General features: G+C 44.0%; 13 protein-coding genes and 1 tRNA gene. 3 read left to right on the forward strand and 11 right to left on the reverse strand.

The features are described from left to right. Positions 1-57: 57 nt before the first annotated feature. The 9 genes from yihA to AWB54_RS10535 all read right to left on the reverse strand — a co-directional run bounded on the left by yihA (position 58) and on the right by AWB54_RS10535 (position 11696). Positions 58-750, reverse strand: a complete 693-nt coding sequence (gene yihA / locus AWB54_RS10495; RefSeq protein WP_235811159.1) for a ribosome biogenesis GTP-binding protein YihA/YsxC — start codon at positions 748-750, stop codon at positions 58-60. Further along, positions 744-3182: an endopeptidase La gene (gene lon / locus AWB54_RS10500; RefSeq protein ID WP_061214558.1), complete on the reverse strand. Its 2439-nt coding sequence runs from the start codon at positions 3180-3182 to the stop codon at positions 744-746. Before lon ends, yihA begins: the two co-directional genes overlap by 7 nt. 102 nt (positions 3183-3284) lie before the next feature. Next, positions 3285-4985, reverse strand: a complete 1701-nt coding sequence (gene lonB, locus AWB54_RS10505; protein ID WP_061214559.1) for an ATP-dependent protease LonB — start codon at positions 4983-4985, stop codon at positions 3285-3287. A gap of 155 nt (positions 4986-5140) precedes the next feature. Beyond that, entirely contained in the window at positions 5141-6391 is a 1251-nt protein-coding gene (gene clpX / locus AWB54_RS10510) for an ATP-dependent protease ATP-binding subunit ClpX (protein WP_061214560.1), read from the reverse strand. A 25-nt stretch (positions 6392-6416) separates the two neighbouring features. Continuing rightward, the gene (clpP, locus tag AWB54_RS10515; RefSeq protein WP_011641052.1) at positions 6417-7019 is read right to left on the reverse strand and encodes an ATP-dependent Clp endopeptidase proteolytic subunit ClpP; all 603 of its coding nucleotides are present in this window, start codon (positions 7017-7019) and stop codon (positions 6417-6419) included. Between the two features lie 52 nt (positions 7020-7071). Further along, a complete protein-coding gene (gene tig, locus AWB54_RS10520; protein ID WP_061214561.1) occupies positions 7072-8388 on the reverse strand; it encodes a trigger factor in 1317 nt (438 codons plus the stop codon). Positions 8389-8689: 301 nt separating this feature from the next. After that, positions 8690-9235 (reverse strand): peptidoglycan-binding domain-containing protein, encoded by a 546-nt coding sequence (locus tag AWB54_RS10525; RefSeq protein ID WP_061214562.1) that lies wholly within the window; start codon positions 9233-9235, stop codon positions 8690-8692. Then, positions 9225-10136 (reverse strand): SPFH domain-containing protein, encoded by a 912-nt coding sequence (locus AWB54_RS10530; RefSeq protein ID WP_061214563.1) that lies wholly within the window; start codon positions 10134-10136, stop codon positions 9225-9227. The genes AWB54_RS10525 and AWB54_RS10530 overlap by 11 nt, the downstream gene beginning before the upstream one ends. Positions 10137-10376: 240 nt before the next feature. Beyond that, complete coding sequence (locus AWB54_RS10535; protein WP_061214564.1) at positions 10377-11696, reverse strand: tetratricopeptide repeat protein; 1320 nt, start codon at positions 11694-11696, stop codon at positions 10377-10379. A gap of 195 nt (positions 11697-11891) precedes the next feature. Between AWB54_RS10535 and AWB54_RS10540 the strand changes: the two genes are divergently transcribed. The 3 genes from AWB54_RS10540 to AWB54_RS10550 all read left to right on the forward strand — a co-directional run bounded on the left by AWB54_RS10540 (position 11892) and on the right by AWB54_RS10550 (position 14478). Beyond that, a complete protein-coding gene (locus AWB54_RS10540; RefSeq protein ID WP_061214565.1) occupies positions 11892-12743 on the forward strand; it encodes a L,D-transpeptidase family protein in 852 nt (283 codons plus the stop codon). A gap of 63 nt (positions 12744-12806) precedes the next feature. Then, positions 12807-12883, forward strand: a tRNA-Pro gene (locus tag AWB54_RS10545). Between the two features lie 524 nt (positions 12884-13407). Beyond that, complete coding sequence (locus AWB54_RS10550; RefSeq protein WP_061214566.1) at positions 13408-14478, forward strand: Fic family protein; 1071 nt, start codon at positions 13408-13410, stop codon at positions 14476-14478. 269 nt (positions 14479-14747) lie between these two features. Here the strand turns inward: AWB54_RS10550 and AWB54_RS10555 are convergent, their stop codons facing one another. After that, positions 14748-15554 carry a class I SAM-dependent methyltransferase gene (locus AWB54_RS10555; protein WP_061214567.1) on the reverse strand — a complete coding sequence of 269 codons (807 nt, stop codon included), beginning with the start codon at positions 15552-15554 and terminating at the stop codon, positions 14748-14750. Between the two features lie 65 nt (positions 15555-15619). Next, positions 15620-16681, reverse strand: a complete 1062-nt coding sequence (locus tag AWB54_RS10560) for an ABC transporter substrate-binding protein (RefSeq protein ID WP_061214568.1) — start codon at positions 16679-16681, stop codon at positions 15620-15622. Between the last annotated feature and the right edge of the window lie 2 nt (positions 16682-16683).

Genomic DNA, 16683 nt, shown 5'->3' on the forward strand with positions numbered 1-16683 from the left:
GGATTAAAAATCCCTAAGACGCACCCTCTAAAGGGAGGTTCTTTTATTTTGAGGTCACTATAGAAGCTCAGCCAGAGCGGCTGTTAATTCCTCTACCCCATCTCCGCTCTGGGCGGAAAATACCAAAGGCATTTCGGGTAAATCCAGGGTTTTACGGATTATCGCTATCTGTTTCATTCTGGCCCCTCGGGAAAGCTTGTCGGCTTTGGTCGCCACTATCAGTAGCGGTATCTGCAAATGTAACAGCCAGTCCTTCATTAAAATATCATTTTCTCCGGGTTCATGCCGAATATCCAGTAATTGAATCACACCCCGAAGCTGTTCCCGTTTACCAATATAAGCCTCAACCATTTTCTTCCAGCGGGCTTTTTCTTTCTGGGAAACCCGGGCATAACCATATCCCGGTAAATCCACCATAAACCACTGATCGTTAATTAAATAATAATTAATCGTGCGGGTTTTGCCGGGAGTTGAACTGGACTTGGCCAGGTTTTTACGGTTGCAGATTTTATTGATCAATGAAGATTTACCGACATTAGATCGGCCGGCCAGGGCAATTTCCGGGATATTGCCCGCCGGCAATTGATTAATATCTACATAAATTCCCTCTAATTCCGCCTTTTTTATTTTATAACCCGCCAGGGGGGCAAGGGGACAATCCTTTTGCCACCCTTTTGTGTTGTCCCCATGTGTTGCTTCGTTCTGCGGTTTCCGTCCTCCGCCTTCCGCCTTCCGTCCTCCGTTTAACATAGATCTTTATTGGCTTCGGGCTCTACCCTGTCCTGGTTCAGGTTCTCCCCTACCAGTTCAGGATTTAGCAATACGCCGGGAAAGTCTTCACCTGGCTGAATAGGCTCCAACCTGAGCAGGGTTTCCTCCAATACTTCATCCATATGACTGACCAGAACCAGCTTAATTTTTCTCTTAACCGGAGCCGGTATTTCAGCCAGATCTTTTTTATTTTCCACCGGCAAAAGCACCTTGGCAATTCCCGCTCTATGAGCCGCCAGGATTTTTTCTTTTAATCCGCCAATAGGCAGGATTCTGCCCCGCAGGGTTATTTCACCGGTCATAGCCACATCACTTCTGACCGGTAGGCCAGACATAGCTGAAGCCAGAGCCGTAGCCAAAGTTATTCCGGCGGATGGCCCATCCTTGGGGATGGCCCCTTCGGGAATATGGATGTGTACATCATATTTATCGCGAACTTCATCACTTATTCCCAGCTCATCTGCTTTAGAACGAACATAGGTTAAAGCTGCCTGAGCTGATTCCTTCATTACTTCACCCAGCTTGCCGGTCAGGGTCAAGTTTCCCTTGCCCTTCAGCAGAGCAACTTCAATAGATAATATGTCGCCCCCACTCTCCGTCCAGGCCAAACCAGTTGCTACCCCTACCTGGTTTTCACTTTCCGCTAATCCGTAACGGTATCTGCCTGCTCCTAAAAAGCGATTTAAACTGTTAGAGGCAACATGAACAAAGGTATCTTTATCTTCCACCACCTGGCGAGCAACCTTACGGCATATAGATGCAATTTGCCTTTCCAGGCTTCTGACTCCGGCCTCCCGGGTATATTCGCGAATAATCCTGCGCAGGGTTCCTTCGGAAAATGATATATTACTTTCCTTTAGACCGTGCTCTTTTATTTGTTTTGGTACCAAATAATCAGTGGCGATGTGTACTTTGTCTTCCTCGGTGTAACCTGTTATTTCTATTATTTCCATCCGGTCCAGTAAAGGACGAGGGATATTGAAAACTGAATTGGCCGTAGTAATAAACATTACCTTGGACAAATCAAAAGGGATTTCCAGATAATGATCACTAAAAATATAGTTCTGTTCGGGGTCTAAAACTTCTAGAAGAGCCGAAGCCGGATCTCCACGAAAGTCCATAGTCATCTTATCGATTTCATCCAGGAGAAAGACGGGATTTTTGGAACCCGCTGTTTTCATACCCTGCAATATGCGGCCTGGCATAGAGCCCACATAGGTCCGGCGATGTCCTCTTATTTCGGCCTCATCCCGGATGCCTCCCAGGGACATACGGATAAATTTTCGCCCCAGTGAGCGGGCTACCGACTTGCCCAGAGAGGTCTTTCCTACGCCAGGAGGACCAACCAGACAGAGAATAGGGCCTTTCATTTTTTTGGCCAGTTTACGAATAGCCAAATACTCCAGAATCCTTTCTTTCGGTTTTTCCAAACCGTAATGGTCTTCCTCCAGTATAGCTTCAGCTGCTTTTAAATCCAAACGATCACGGGTTTCGAAGGACCAGGGTAAAGACAAAATCCAATCCAGGTAGTTGCGCACCACCACGGCTTCGGCCACCATCGGCGGCATTTTTTCCAGCCTTTCCAACTCCTTAAAGGCCTTTTCCTCAGCATCTTTGGGCATATTGGCTTTCTTGATCCGTTCTCTGAATTCTTCAACTTCACTGCTGCGCTCGTCTTTTTCCCCTAATTCCTTTTGGATAGCCTTAATCTGTTCCCGCAAATAATATTCTTTTTGCGTCTTTTCCATCTGCTTGCGAACCCGGATATTGATTTTCCTTTCCAATTCCAAAACTTCCATTTCCTTGGCCAGCAGTTCGCAAAGATAATTCAATCGCTTATTAACATCGCTCAATTCCAGTATACGCTGTTTTTCGTTTATTCTCAGATTAAGATGGGATGCAATTACATCAGCCAGTCTTCCCCCTTCTTCAATAGCTACTACTGAAACCACGGTTTCTGGAGGAATCTTTTTGCTCATCCTAACATATTGTTCAAATTGACCCACCAGGTTTCTCATGAGAGCTTCCAACTCAGGGCTTTTAAGCTTTTTATCCTTTAATTCTTCTACCCGCACTTTCATATAAGGCTCATTAGTGAGATATGCATTAATTTCCGCTCGGAATAAGCCTTCAACCAGAACCCGCATGGTTCCACCCGGCATTTTTAATATTTGTCTTATTTCAGCAACCGTACCTACTTCATAAATGTCTTCTTCGTCCGGCTCATCGGTTTGAGCTTCCTTCTGTGTTGCTAAAAATATCTCCTTGGAACCCAGCATAGCGTCTTCTATGGCATTTATGGACTTCTTTCGCCCTACATCCAAATGAATGACGGTATAGGGGAAAACCAATACCCCGCGGAGAGGCAGCATAGGTAGTTCTCTATATGTTTGATGTTCTTCTGTTGGCATAAATAAACACCTCCCAGGCACATCTATTCTACTATATGTGTTAATTCAGTGCAATAACGCCTGTAATCGATTTCCAGGCAGTTGCCGCTTTACTAGCAATCATCAAGTTGAAACGCCAAGACCGGGCTCATTAATCGTTGGCAACGGTTTATCTGTAGTAGCGGGAAATACTTCCTGCTCAAGAAATGCCCAGGTAAAGACCTCATCCAAATCTCGAACCGGAATTACTTTTAAATCGGGAAAATCATCAAAAATATTAAGCCAGTTTTCTGCCGGAATAATAACCTTTTGCACACCAGCCCTGCGGGCAGCCTCAATTTTAGCTATAACTCCTCCCACCGGCTTAACTTTGCCATAGACAGAAATTTCCCCGGTCATAGCTAAAAGATTGTCTACTACTTTACCGGTGATACTCGAATAGATGGCAGTGGCCATACTTATACCCGCCGAAGGTCCATCTACGGGAATACCCCCGGGGAAATTGAGATGGATATTGTAATCTCCAATTTCCAAATCATAAATAGACCTCAAAACAGTAAGGACATTTTCAACCGCTCCTCGGGCCATGCTCTTACGCCGGAATTGTCTTTCCTGTCCTCCAACTTGTTCTTCATCTACCACCCCGGTAACCGTCCAGTTTCCCTGGCCTTTGGCCACAGGTAAAGCAGCCGCCTCTATCTCCAGTAAAGTGCCCATATTGGCGCCAAACACGGCCAGTCCATTAACTACCCCTACCATTGCTTCTTCCTTTATCTTGATTTCCCGGCGCGGTGAAAATCGGCCATTGTTTAAAACTTTTTCCACGATAGAGAGGCTTATTTTGCTTTCTTTTTCCACCTGGGCTATTCCCGCCGAGAGTTGAACCATATTAACCGCTTCCCTTCCATTACCGGCATAGCGGCTTATTTCCTCCAAAGCTGCAGTCTCCAGGGGAAAATTGATTTTTTGTGCGGCATTAAGGGTTATCCGTTCTATATCTTCTTTGGCAAGGGGATTAAAAAAGATTTCCAGACAGCGTGAACGCAAAGCAGGCGATAATTCATCCGGTGAGCGTGTGGTAGCACCCACCAGGCGAAAATCAGCGGGCAGCCCATGGTTAAATATTTCATGAATATATACCGGGATAGTCCGGTTGCATTCTGTATAATAAGCACTCTCCAACATAACTTTTCTATCTTCTAAAACTTTTAGCAATTTATTCATCTGTAAGGGATGTAATTCGCCTATTTCATCTATAAAAAGAATGCCCCCATGGGCTCGGGTACAGGCTCCCGGCTTGGGTTGGGGAATGCCGGCTGAACCCAGAGCTCCAGCCCCCTGATATATGGGATCGTGCACTGAACCAATCAATGGATCAGCTATGTTTCTTTCATCAAAACGGCTTATAGTGGCATCAACTTCTACAAAGTTGGCATCTTTTCCAAATGGAGACAGGGGGTTTTTTTTAGCCTCTTCCAATACCAGCCGTGCAGCCGCAGTTTTACCTACCCCAGGAGGCCCAAATATTATAACATGCTGCGGATTCGGCCCGCAAAGAGCGGAACGAAGAATGGAGACTGCTTCCTTTTGTCCGATAATATCATCCATCTGAGCAGGACGGGTCAAACTGGACAAAGGCTCGCTAAGTTTTATGTTACGCATCTGTCTTAACCTGGAACTCTCTTTTTCCGATTCCTTTACCATTACTGTTTTATGGCTCTGTTGGTTCTTCAAGAGATTCCAAAAATATAAGCCAATAACTATCGCAAAGAACAACTGTATCAAATAGAGGATACCGCTATATTGGGCAAAAAATTCATTCATGAGTTTTTTCCTTTCCTTTCTGCTTTTTGTATTATTCCCTGAGCTCCAGTTTGGGATTAGAAAAAAACTCAGTAAAAAAAGGTAGCTTTCGCTACCTTTTCCACAAGATAATATTGCTTTTACTGCAAAACCTTTATTATAGAACCTACCACAGACTAGTTAACTTTTCGCCGCGCTTCCATAGTAACCAGCAGAGGTTGCTCCTTCTTTTCAATTACATCCCGGGTAATGGCCACTTTAGTAACATCCAGGCGAGAAGGAATCTCATACATTACTTCCAGCATAATATCTTCAATTATTGCCCTTAAACCTCGGGCCCCGGTATTCCGGCGCAGGGCTTCATCAGCAATAGCCTGCAGGGCATCTTCCTTAAATTCGAGATCCACCCCATCCAGTTCAAACAATTTTTTATACTGTTTGACCAGGGCATTCTTGGGCTCGGTGAGAATGCTTATCAAGGCATCAATATCCAATGCCTCCAGGGTGACAATAATGGGCACTCTTCCTACGAATTCAGGAATAAGGCCGTATTTCAATAAATCCTGGGGAAGAATCATATTCAGGATTTCCCCGATTTTTTTCTCTTCCCGGCTCTTGATGTCAGCACCAAAACCCATGACCTTTTGTCCTATCCGGTTCTCAATTATCTTGTCTATACCTTCGAAAGCTCCCCCACAAATAAAGAGAATATTACTGGTGTCTATCTGAATAAACTCCTGATGGGGGTGTTTTCGCCCTCCCTGCGGAGGGACACTGGCTACAGTTCCTTCCAGAATCTTTAAAAGGGCCTGCTGCACCCCTTCGCCCGATACATCCCGGGTAATACTGGGATTATCTGTCTTACGCGCGATTTTATCGATTTCATCAATGTAGATTATTCCCTTTTCTGCTTTTTCAATATCGTAATCAGCGGATTGAATAAGCTTTAAGAGGATGTTTTCTACATCTTCGCCCACATAACCGGCTTCGGTTAGGGAGGTGGCATCAGCAATGGCAAAGGGAACATTCAATATCCGGGCCAAAGTCTGGGCCAGCAAGGTCTTGCCACTACCGGTCGGCCCCAGCATCATTATATTGCTCTTCTGAAGTTCCACATCATCCAGTTTCATCCCCAAGTTTATTCTTTTATAATGATTATAAACAGCGACAGCCAGAGACTTTTTGGCCCGATCCTGACCGATAACATAATCATCGAGAATCTCGCGAATATCTTGTGGTTTGGGAATATCCCCGAGTTCAAAACCCAGGTCATCTGCCAACTCTTCTTCAATTATCTCATTACACAACTCTATGCACTCGTCACAAATATACACACCCGGTCCAGCAACAAGTTTCTTAACCTGGTCCTGAGTCTTGCCACAGAATGAACACTTCAATTGCCCTTTTTCATCCCCGTATCTGTGCATAAATCCACCTCTCTTTGGCCAAAAGTTATTTCTTGCTGGTCTTCTTCGGATGGCTTATTACTTCATCTATAATACCATATTCTTTGGCCTCCTGGGCAGTCATAAAATAATCGCGATCGGTATCCTTTTGGATTCGCTCCAGGGGCTGGCCGGTTCTTTCAGCCAATATTTTATTTAAAGATTCTTTCATATTCATTATACGCCGGGCATGGATTTCGATATCAGTGGCTTGTCCCTGGGTTCCCCCTGCCGGTTGGTGAATCATGATTTCCGCATTGGGGAGGGCATATCTCTTGCCTTTTTTTCCTGCCGCCAGGAGGAATGCTCCCATACTGGCAGCCAAACCTACACAAATGGTGGAGACATCAGGGCGGATATATTGCAGAGTGTCATATATGGCCATCCCTGCCGTTATCGAACCGCCCGGGCTGTTGATATACAACGAAATGTCCTTGTCCGGGTCTTCCGCTTCCAAGAATAGAAGTTGGGCAATTACCAGATTGGCTACAGTATCGTCAATACCACTACCCAAGAATATTATCCGGTCTTTAAGCAGACGCGAATAAATATCGTAAGACCTTTCCCCTCGATTAGTTTGTTCCACTACCATAGGTACCAGATATGACATAAATAATCACCCCTTGAATTTTAATTCTTAATTAAACTTGTCACTTTGCGAGTTATTCAGCTGCCGCTGTGGCTATCTCTGCTGCTTCCTTAATTACAGCCTTGTCGATAAGGAAGTCAATCGCTTTATCTATTTTTAACCCGGTCCTGATGTTCTCGATGGCATCGCCCAGTTCTTCCTTTATCTTGTCTACTTCCATTCCAAAGCTATCGGCCAGTTTCATAATGTGTTCATTCAGTTCTTCTTCACTGACCTCCATCCCCTTTTCCTCAGCCAGTTTTTCCAGCATAAAATCACCTTTCACTGATTTCTCAGCTTCCGGCCATATTTTCTGGCTGAAGTCCTCCCGATTGCTGTTGGTAAACTGGAAATACTGCTCCAGAGTCAAGCCCTGATAAGCCATTCTTTGCTCAAAATCTTGCAACATCCGTTCCACCTGCATATTAATAACCGCATCGGGGACAGGAATATCACAGTTTTCCAGGGCCTTTTCCATTAGCTCGGTTTTAATACTCTCTTTACGGCGGCTTTCCGCCATCTCCTCCAGGTTCTTCCTAATATCCTGGCGCAACTCATCAATAGTATTAAACTGGCTAACTTCTTGGGCAAACTCATCATTAAGTTCCCTGGCTTCAGTCGTTTCAATTCTTTTAACGCTAACCTGGAAAACAGCCTCTTTGCCCGCTAGATCCTCGGCATGATACGATTCCGGGAAAGTAACCAGCACATCCTTGCTTTCCCCGGCCTTCAACCCTACTAATTGTTCTTCAAAACCAGGAATAAAAGTATTGGAACCCAACTCCAGAGAATAGTCTTCTCCCCTGCCCCCGGCAAATGCTTCACCATCAATAAAACCTTCAAAATCAATGTTCAACTTATCTCCCATAGCAGCCGGTTCTTCTATTTTTTCTGCTACTTGAGCATAATGCCGACGCATATCTTCAAGTCTCTGAATAACATCCTCTTCTTTTACCTGAAAATCAGGTATTTCAACCTCTATGCCCTCTATTTCCCCTAACTTGACTTCCGGCTTGACCGGTACACGAGCATTGAACTTAAAGGGTTGGCCTGATTCCGGGTCATTGATGTCAAATTCCGGCTGGGCTATAGGCTTGATGTTTAATTCCTCCAGGGCCTTTTCATAGGCTTCTGGAACAATATATTCCAGAGCGTCCTGGAAAAGCACTTCCTTGCCAAATTGGAGTTCCAAGAGCTCTCTGGGTGCTTTTCCTTTACGAAAACCAGGAATAGCAACCTGTTTGACTACTTTGCGATAAGCGTACTGTAGCCCTTCCTCAACCTGCTCGGCACTAACCTCTATTTCAATGTAGGCCTCGCTGTTTTCTATCTTCTCTAATTTTGCGGTCATTTATGCTCCTCCTAACCCTTTCATTAATTTAGCCTGGCTTGTTGCTGTATTTTACGAATACTGCACCTGACCTATATTATTGGTGTTTTTTGTTTCCTGAATAATCCTCTTAAGAATTTACCCTAATTTAACTTAAAACACAAGACCCCGGCTGTTGCCGAGGTATAATAATGAAGCGAAAGATGAGATTAAAACCCGCATTCCTCGCCTGAGACAGGTGATATTCTACCGCTTTAGTAACTTCCAAGACTTTTTTTATACCTAAAAAATAATTAATTCCACAAGCATAAGTCAAGTTTGTCTATTTACCCTTTATTAATTCCAGGGTTGCAGCATCTACCTGGCCTGTCGGAGTCAGATTGTGATCGCTCTGAAACCGGCTCAAGGCATTACCAAGCTCTTCTTCAGTAGCCGGCTTCTGTTGTAGATAATCCTGCTTTATCAATTCCTCTACTACAGCATCCAATTCCTCCACCGTAAGCAATTGAATATTAACCCGGGTATATGGTTCCTCTCTGTAGCTAGCGCGAGGTTTCCGCAGCGGAGCTGCCCCCGGCTCTGAAGAATCTTTGGAATCCGGGGAGGAAAGCTCACTACCCTCCCCCGGCCTAACCCCATATTTCAGGTGCTTCAATTCCTGGATATTCTCATCATGCGCCAGGTTTGTATCTTTTTTTATATTGGGGTCGGTAATAACTTCATCTAAAGCTGACATCTGTTTATCAGCAGGAGGCGGCAAGTCGGGACTCCTCTGCGGGTATTGAGCTACTTGCCCACCGCAGCCACCAAGTACGCCAAGTAAAAGAGCTGATGTAATTAATAATATCAAATTTCTTTTAATCGCCATTTTCCTTATCCTCCATTTTACTTACATAACCCAGAATAGAACCAGGATTCAAGGAATGCACCATATTGCTGGGAACAATAACCAGAGAAGCCTTTTCCTTTATTCCTTCATAAAGGATATTCATCGCTCTTAAACTGAACGCTTCCGGATTGTTATGATATCTGGTGGCGGCCTGGGCAAACTTGTCGGCTATTTCCAATTCTGCAGTTCCCAATATAACCCGAGCCCGGCGTTCTCTCTCTGCCTGGGCTTCTCGTGACATGGCATCCTGCAGTTCATCCGGTATCATGACATCCCTAATTTCCACCGAACGAACGGAGACTCCCCAGGAATGGGTACGAGCATCGATCATAACTTTTAACTCTTCATCTATATGTTCTCTTCCGGCCAGCATAGCATATAGCTCAGTTTTTCCAATCATATCCCGCAGGGTGGTCTGAGCCGCCCAAAAAACCGCTTTCTGGTACTCCTCCACCTCCAGGGCCGCCTTCATAGGGTCATCCACCACCCAGAACATTACCGCATCCACATTTACCGGAACATTGTCCTTGGTCAAAGTTTTCTCCGCTGCAAAAAAGGTGGTTCTAATCCGCATATCAATCCAGATGGGAGCTTCATCAATGATAGGAATTATGAAAAAAAGACCCGGTCCGGCCATTCTACGAAATTTACCCAGCCTTAAGACAACCACCCGATCCCACTCCCGGGCTACCTTGAGCGACCAGGCTGCAAGTATGGCCGCTATGCCCAAAATTACCGTAAGCCAGATTTGCTGCATAATAATATAGGCGTAGATTGAAAAAGCTCCAATTATAATAAAAAGTAAAATTGCCGGCGCATTAAGCCTGTCTCCGCGATTCTTTGTCCAATCGGGCTCCCGATAATCTCCATTATTAGCCATCTTTCATTTCCCCTTTCTAAAGCCCTCGTAAACCAAAAGCACCGGGGTTAATCCTTAAAGTTATCAAGCATCAGGTATTCTAAGCAGAGTCAAGTGTTATTATTTACTATGATATCAAAAATAATTCTTTTAGACTAAGTAATGTTATGTAAATTATACGAAAAAATGAGGGGGATGTCCTCTACCCTGGAACATCACCCCCCGTTTTATCTTCTCCCGCTAGCCCCTTACACCTTGCATTTATTGAGCTCCCAACAAAGTAAGCGCCATTTTGCTGGTTAGATATCCGCTATCCGGGACTGCTTCGCACAGTTTCTCCAATTTCTCCCGGGCTTTATCTTCTTGCTGGTCAAAGTAATAGATGCAAGCCAGATAAAAGAGGCTTTCATCATAATAATTGGTGGAAGGAAAATCCCTGGTATAATCCAGGAAGTATTTTTCCGCATTTTTAAAGTCGGAATTGATATAATAAACCCGGGCCAGATAATACAAGGCTTCACGATGGAGATAAGTCTTCGATTGCATAGAAACCACCATACCCAGGTTGCTGGCAGATTTCTTAAAATCACCGGCTAAATATGCCTGATAACCCTCGGAGTAATACCATTTTTCCTGTTCCAGATCGTAATCAGCCCCCGCCATGCTGTTTTCCTCACCTCTGCTATTAATCTCTTCCGGTAAAAAGCGAACCGCCGGCTTTTCTGATAAAACCATCTGAGCCTTGTTCCCCTTCTCAATTTTTTGCTGGAAATACTCCACTTCTTGTTTATTCTTACTGGATTGCTTTTCATCATTATCTCGCTGACCGACTAAATAACTAACTCCCTGTACCAGCAAGACCGTACACAACACCCCGGAAAGCAACCAGGCCAGTCTTATTCGGGGTAAAGCCGGCCAGTGAATCCATTTTTCACTCGCTTCTTCCAATTCTACTATCTGTGAAGACTCTTCTTCATAAATATTCAAGTAATTTAACAAAGGTTGATTGGATGAATCCCAGCCCAATCCTTTGCTCCATACTCTCCGCGCCGAATAGCGATCTGCTTCCGCCAGGTAACACAAACCCAAAAGTTGGTAAATCCCCACAAAACAGTCTTTTTCCTGTAACAGTTCCCACAGAGAATTTCTAGCCGCCTCATAATTCCGGTTTTCCACCTGATTCAAGGCTTCATAATAGCGCTTTAACCAGAATTGAAAGGGTGGGTCTTGCAAATCCTCCAGGGACAAAGAAGCTTCCGGATTGGCCGTATCCAACTCTAAAACTTTTTTCCAACAAAGCTCCGCTCTTTCAAAATCACCCCAGAGGAAATAACAGCGGGCTACAAGATTCAATATCTCAATGTTTTCGACATCTGCTTTTATCGCCTCTACCAGGATTTCATAAGCCCCGGTAATATCATGTTTCAAGATTTTTTCCGCCGCCTGCTCGGATAATGAAGTAATTGATGAATCAGTATTTTCGTTAATATTTGTTTCCATACTTTCCTTCATATTTACCATTCCTTTCTTAAGGTACAAAACATCATGAAAGAAATTCCCTTCATATTCATTAGCTTTCATATCTTCTTTCCAACTTATTCCACATTTGTTTTAGAATTCCTTCCAGCTTCTGTAAATTTTTATCTGCTTTTTTTGAGCAATAATTTAAATTGCTAAAATCCCAATTTATGCCTGGCTCGTTTTAAGCTATCCGGAACATATCCCAAAAAGATAAATATTATGATATTAAGCAAGCATATAAGGAGCATGAGGAATATGGTATATGCCAGCAGATTTTTACGGTTAGAAAAAATACGGATGTCCGGACCTGACATTCATTTAATGCAGAAGAGACTAAAGGAGTTAGGATATAATCCCGGAGCGGAAGATGGGATATTCGGAGAGCAAAGCGAAGCCGCGCTAAAAGCCTTTCAAGCCAGCCGGGGTCTCGTAGTTGATGGCATTGTTGATCCCAATACCTGGCTTCAGCTGGAAGCCGGTTCCTCAATCCGGCTGCAAAGCAAGCGAGAGGGCCAGACCTGGGAGCAACCCCGCATCAGTATAGATGTGGTAAAAAGAAAGCTTACCTACACCTCTGGCAGCTTCAAGAAAACCTATCCGGTAGCGGTGGGTAAGCCGCAAACTCCTACCCCACTGGGAAATTGGACCATAGTCCAAAAAACTGTCAATCCCGGAGGAGCTTTTGGTGCTCGCTGGATGAGACTCAGTGTTCCCTGGGGAGGATATGGCATCCATGGAACCAACCGCCCCAGTTCTATTGGCAAAGCTGCCAGCCACGGCTGTGTGCGCATGTATAATGCTGATGTAATTGAGCTTTATGACCGGACTCCCCTGGGTACACCGGTTAATATATTCGGGAAAGCCAATACGGGACGGGTTCTTTCGAGGGGTGATGAAGGCAGTGATGTGAAAGAGGTGCAGAGGATACTGAGAACACTGGGATACTACCGGGCCAAACCCGATGGCAAATTCGGCCCTAAAACCGAAGCCGCGGTAACTGCATTCCAAAGGGATAATCAACTTATAGCTGATGGTATTGTAGGACCATATACCCATCATGCCCTGCAGAAGGCTTATGATCTGGCTATCAATGATGTCGAGCCCTAGAGTCTTCAGAGCCTTCAACCCCAATTGACAGCTATCCCTCATAGATGATATCATGAAGAAGTTCGGGGCGTGGCGCAGCTTGGTAGCGCGTCTGATTTGGGATCAGAAGGCCGCAGGTTCAAATCCTGTCGCCCCGACCATTATTAAGTTTAAGTAACCGCGCGGTTGGCGCGATTTTCTTTTTCTGGCAAATGTCTGGTTTTTCAGTAAGTGTTGCAACCACAGAAATTATCGCAGGTATTAGTTTTATGTTGTGTCGGAGGACCGACATTATATTATCAGAACCAGATTTATCTTAGTCAACCCTTTTAGCGATTATAAATTCACATATTTAAAATCCTCATTTCAATGCATGAATAAATAAGCACCAGTGTGCTGATGCCACCTTGCAACTATTACCCCTGAGATAATACCTGCTGTAATACTTAGCAAAAGGTTTCCCATATCTGCACTATCTCTTTAATTGTGGAGACTGTGGCATACAGAGAATCAGGGATGTTTCTTTTCTTGTTTCTGCACAAAATCTATATATAATAATGCAGAATTATAATGAATTGTGCAAAAAGAAAACCTTCTAATCTGACCTATATCGCTTGACTTCTGCATATTTTAGCAGTAATATTGTGCAGAACCACGAGCTTTTGTGCAGAAGGGAGGCAAGTCGTTGAGAGAGTTTGATTATACGGCCGTTCCCAATGAACTAATGAACCATGAATTGATGAATCTGGTATCTGCAATTCATGAATATAAAGGAAAACAAGAATTGTTTATCGAAGCAAAGCCTGATGTACTGGAGGCGATGCTTGAAATAGCGATTATCCAAAGCACTGGAGCTTCTAATAGAATCGAAGGTATTTATACTTCCGATGATCGGTTGGATGCTCTGGTAAAGTTCAAGGCGGAGCCGCGTAACCGCTCCGAGCGAGAAATTGCAGGTTATAGAGAGGTTCTGAGCACGATCCACGAAAGCTATGACTATGTGGTACCGCGTACAAATGTAATTCTTCACTTGCACAGAGACCTCTACCAGTTCAGCCCGGTCTCCAGCGGCGGCAAATTTAAAAACTCAGATAATATTATCTCTGAAATAGATTCCAGCGGCCGCAGCAAGGTTCGCTTTCAGCCTTTATCAGCATTTGAAACTCCCGAGGCGGTTAACCGGCTGACCAGCACCTTTATTGAAGCAATCAATGCCGAAAAATATGATCCGTTACTGCTCATACCCATGTTCATTTTGGATTTTCTTTGTATTCACCCCTTTAATGATGGAAATGGGCGAATGAGCCGCTTGCTGACATTGCTTCTCTTGTACCGTTCAGGTTACGTAGTGGGCAAATATATTAGTATTGAGATGATTGTTGAAAAGACAAAAGAAACCTACTATGAAGTATTACTGGAGAGCTCAAGCGGCTGGTATGAGGGAGGAAACGATTACTTTCCATTTGTTAAGTACTGCCTGGAGGTTATATTAAGCGCCTATAAAGAGTTTTCTTCCCGTGTAGAATTGATGCAAAATCGCAGTCTATCCAAGCCTGAACGTATCCGCGTTTTGTTTGACAACACCCTGCAAAAACTGTCAAAACGCATGATTCTGGAAAAATGTCCGGACATCAGCACATCAACTGTTGAGATAACTCTGGCATCGTTGTTAAGAGAGGGATATATCCTGAAGACTGGTGCTGGCAAGAATACTGCATATATCCGTAATATGGAGCAGCCTGACAAAGACAAATAATTGCTTGCTATATTTCAGTTATCCAGCATACCGTAAACCCTTCCTCTTAGGGCGATTTTACGCAAAATCCTATATTTTCATGACCGCCTTGACGCTGAGATAGATCTTAGCACATCCTCATTATTTTCCAGATCGCGCGGGGTAGTAATGCTGTTGCCCACACTCTAGCCGGAAAAACAGCATCATAATATTTACCTTGAACTAGTCTATTTAATGTGCCGATATAACTTTAGGATTCAGGAGGCAAAGTCTATATCTATATAGAACACCTAAAATTTTTCCCACCACATCAGCGCCCAGCATATGTCATTATAAGGAAACTCCAGGATGCCGTCCTGCCGTTTTATTAAGCAATCATTCAGGAGTCCGGCAATTTCTTTCTCTTCAGATGGTCTGAGGTCTTCGGCAATCCAGCGGCATTGTTCAAGTGCATCATTCAGATCGATATACCTGGAACGTCCCTCAATGAATTTCACATTTGCACGAATACCCATCTGATATAGCAGGTTATATGCATATATGTAACCCGGGGGATCGGAAATTTCCTTGCCCATAACTTTATATACCATTTTTTTGAGTGGGCTGGAGAACCCTGCCCCCATGGTTACATATGCATAACGCTTAGTCTTATCGTCTATTCGAGCCAATCCTTCTTTTAGATTGGCCATCGTAGCAAGAGAACGGGATGCGATTACTACATCATGCTTATCCAGTTCACTATCGAGTCTATCGTCCTCCCAAGAGCACTGTATACAATCGATATTAGTCAAGCATTCTTTGGTAGCAGTCTCTTTGAGCAGGCGCAGCATTTCAGAGGAAAAATCAAGCGCTGTTACGTGCTTTGACCTTTTTGCCGCCCATATAGTTATATCACCGGGACCACAGCCAACATCAAGTACGGTCCATTCGGGACACAAGCGTATATTGGCCATAAATTGCCTGAAGTATTCATCATTGGACATCCATCGTTTAAGTGCGGGTGCCATAGAATCCCACTGGTTGGGCCTGATATTCCTATAATTACGCTGGGCTGCTTTCCACAAAGCATCCCAGTTAATGATGCTCTGCTCATCCATGAAACATCCATTCCTTTCCCTATGCCAAAGCACAAAAAGTGTTCAAATACCTGAAAAAACAAATCCTATGTTGCCTCATATATTTCCGGAAATAGTATTGTATCTATTTCTTCTTCGCTAAGGCTAAATCCCAGGAATTGCTGATGGTAATACTTTACCTCTTTTCTCATATCAATGTTCGGGAACAGGTCAGGATGCAGAGTTTTCGCTGCCCATTGTATCTGTAGCGCTTCTTCTGCCGATGGGTATTGCCAGTCAAAAAAACCGTGAGGGTTGACGTAGACTCGATCATTTTTTACTGCAGTTAACTCCTTGAACACAGGGCTATTTACTATAAGATTTTTGGCTCTGTTTGATGGGGTTATTATCACATCAGGGTTCCACTTCAATAGTTGCTCGTTATCAACAACTTTATATCCCGGAATCTCATGGGCGATGTTCTTTCCTCCTGCAATATCTATCCATTCGTCCATAATAGTATCTGTACCGCCAACTCTAAGAGAAGCATCCGTAATGATACAGGCCACGGTAGGTTTCTGGCCATCGGGTATGCCTGCGATTATCGAATTGACCATCTTAAGTTTTTCACTGAAATATGTGTCATATTTTTTTGCCTTTTCATAATGTTCATTCCCTAGCGTCTGACCAATAAACATTATATTCTCCCGGATGTTCTTTATGGACTTAGCCTTTGACAACACTGCTACCGTTAACCCGATCTCCTTGCATTTTTCAATTGTGTCAGTGCAGTGTTCGAACTCAAAAACCAGATCCGGATCTGTCTTAAGCAATTCTTCGAAATTTACCGGGTCGGCAAATGGTGTGGGGAGATTCAACACTTCTGGCTTATACTTTACCAGCCATACAAATTTTTTAACATTAGGGTGTATTGCAACTATGTCATCCGCTGCACCGAGGATCATCATTATCTCATATTGATTAGCCCAGTGAAACGCAATCCTCTCAGGATTTGCCGGTACAACTACCGTATTGCCCGCCATGTCGGTGATGGTTTTTTCAGCAGGTACTGCTTCGGGTGCAGGGGTTGCAGACTGCTGCCCGCAACCGGTACAAAAAACAGTGGTTAAGAAAAACATAATCAAAAGTAGTGCCATTGACTTTCTCATTA

The organism is Syntrophomonas wolfei subsp. methylbutyratica, assembly GCF_001570625.1.
Classification (GTDB): domain Bacteria; phylum Bacillota; class Syntrophomonadia; order Syntrophomonadales; family Syntrophomonadaceae; genus Syntrophomonas; species Syntrophomonas methylbutyratica.

Excerpts from the sequence above, each read along its gene's own strand:
- AWB54_RS10535 (WP_061214564.1), bottom strand. The coding sequence starts at position 11,696 with ATGAAAGCTAATGAATATGAAGGGAATTTCTTTCATGATGTTTTGTAC.
- AWB54_RS10560 (WP_061214568.1), bottom strand. The coding sequence starts at position 16,681 with ATGAGAAAGTCAATGGCACTACTTTTGATTATGTTTTTCTTAACCACT.
- AWB54_RS10540 (WP_061214565.1), top strand. The coding sequence starts at position 11,892 with ATGGTATATGCCAGCAGATTTTTACGGTTAGAAAAAATACGGATGTCC.
- AWB54_RS10530 (WP_061214563.1), bottom strand. The coding sequence starts at position 10,136 with ATGGCTAATAATGGAGATTATCGGGAGCCCGATTGGACAAAGAATCGC.
- clpX (WP_061214560.1), bottom strand. The coding sequence starts at position 6,391 with ATGCACAGATACGGGGATGAAAAAGGGCAATTGAAGTGTTCATTCTGT.
- lonB (WP_061214559.1), bottom strand. The coding sequence starts at position 4,985 with ATGAATGAATTTTTTGCCCAATATAGCGGTATCCTCTATTTGATACAG.
- AWB54_RS10555 (WP_061214567.1), bottom strand. The coding sequence starts at position 15,554 with ATGGATGAGCAGAGCATCATTAACTGGGATGCTTTGTGGAAAGCAGCC.
- yihA (WP_235811159.1), bottom strand. The coding sequence starts at position 750 with ATGTTAAACGGAGGACGGAAGGCGGAAGGCGGAGGACGGAAACCGCAG.
- AWB54_RS10525 (WP_061214562.1), bottom strand. The coding sequence starts at position 9,235 with ATGGCGATTAAAAGAAATTTGATATTATTAATTACATCAGCTCTTTTA.
- lon (WP_061214558.1), bottom strand. The coding sequence starts at position 3,182 with ATGCCAACAGAAGAACATCAAACATATAGAGAACTACCTATGCTGCCT.
- tig (WP_061214561.1), bottom strand. The coding sequence starts at position 8,388 with ATGACCGCAAAATTAGAGAAGATAGAAAACAGCGAGGCCTACATTGAA.
- clpP (WP_011641052.1), bottom strand. The coding sequence starts at position 7,019 with ATGTCATATCTGGTACCTATGGTAGTGGAACAAACTAATCGAGGGGAA.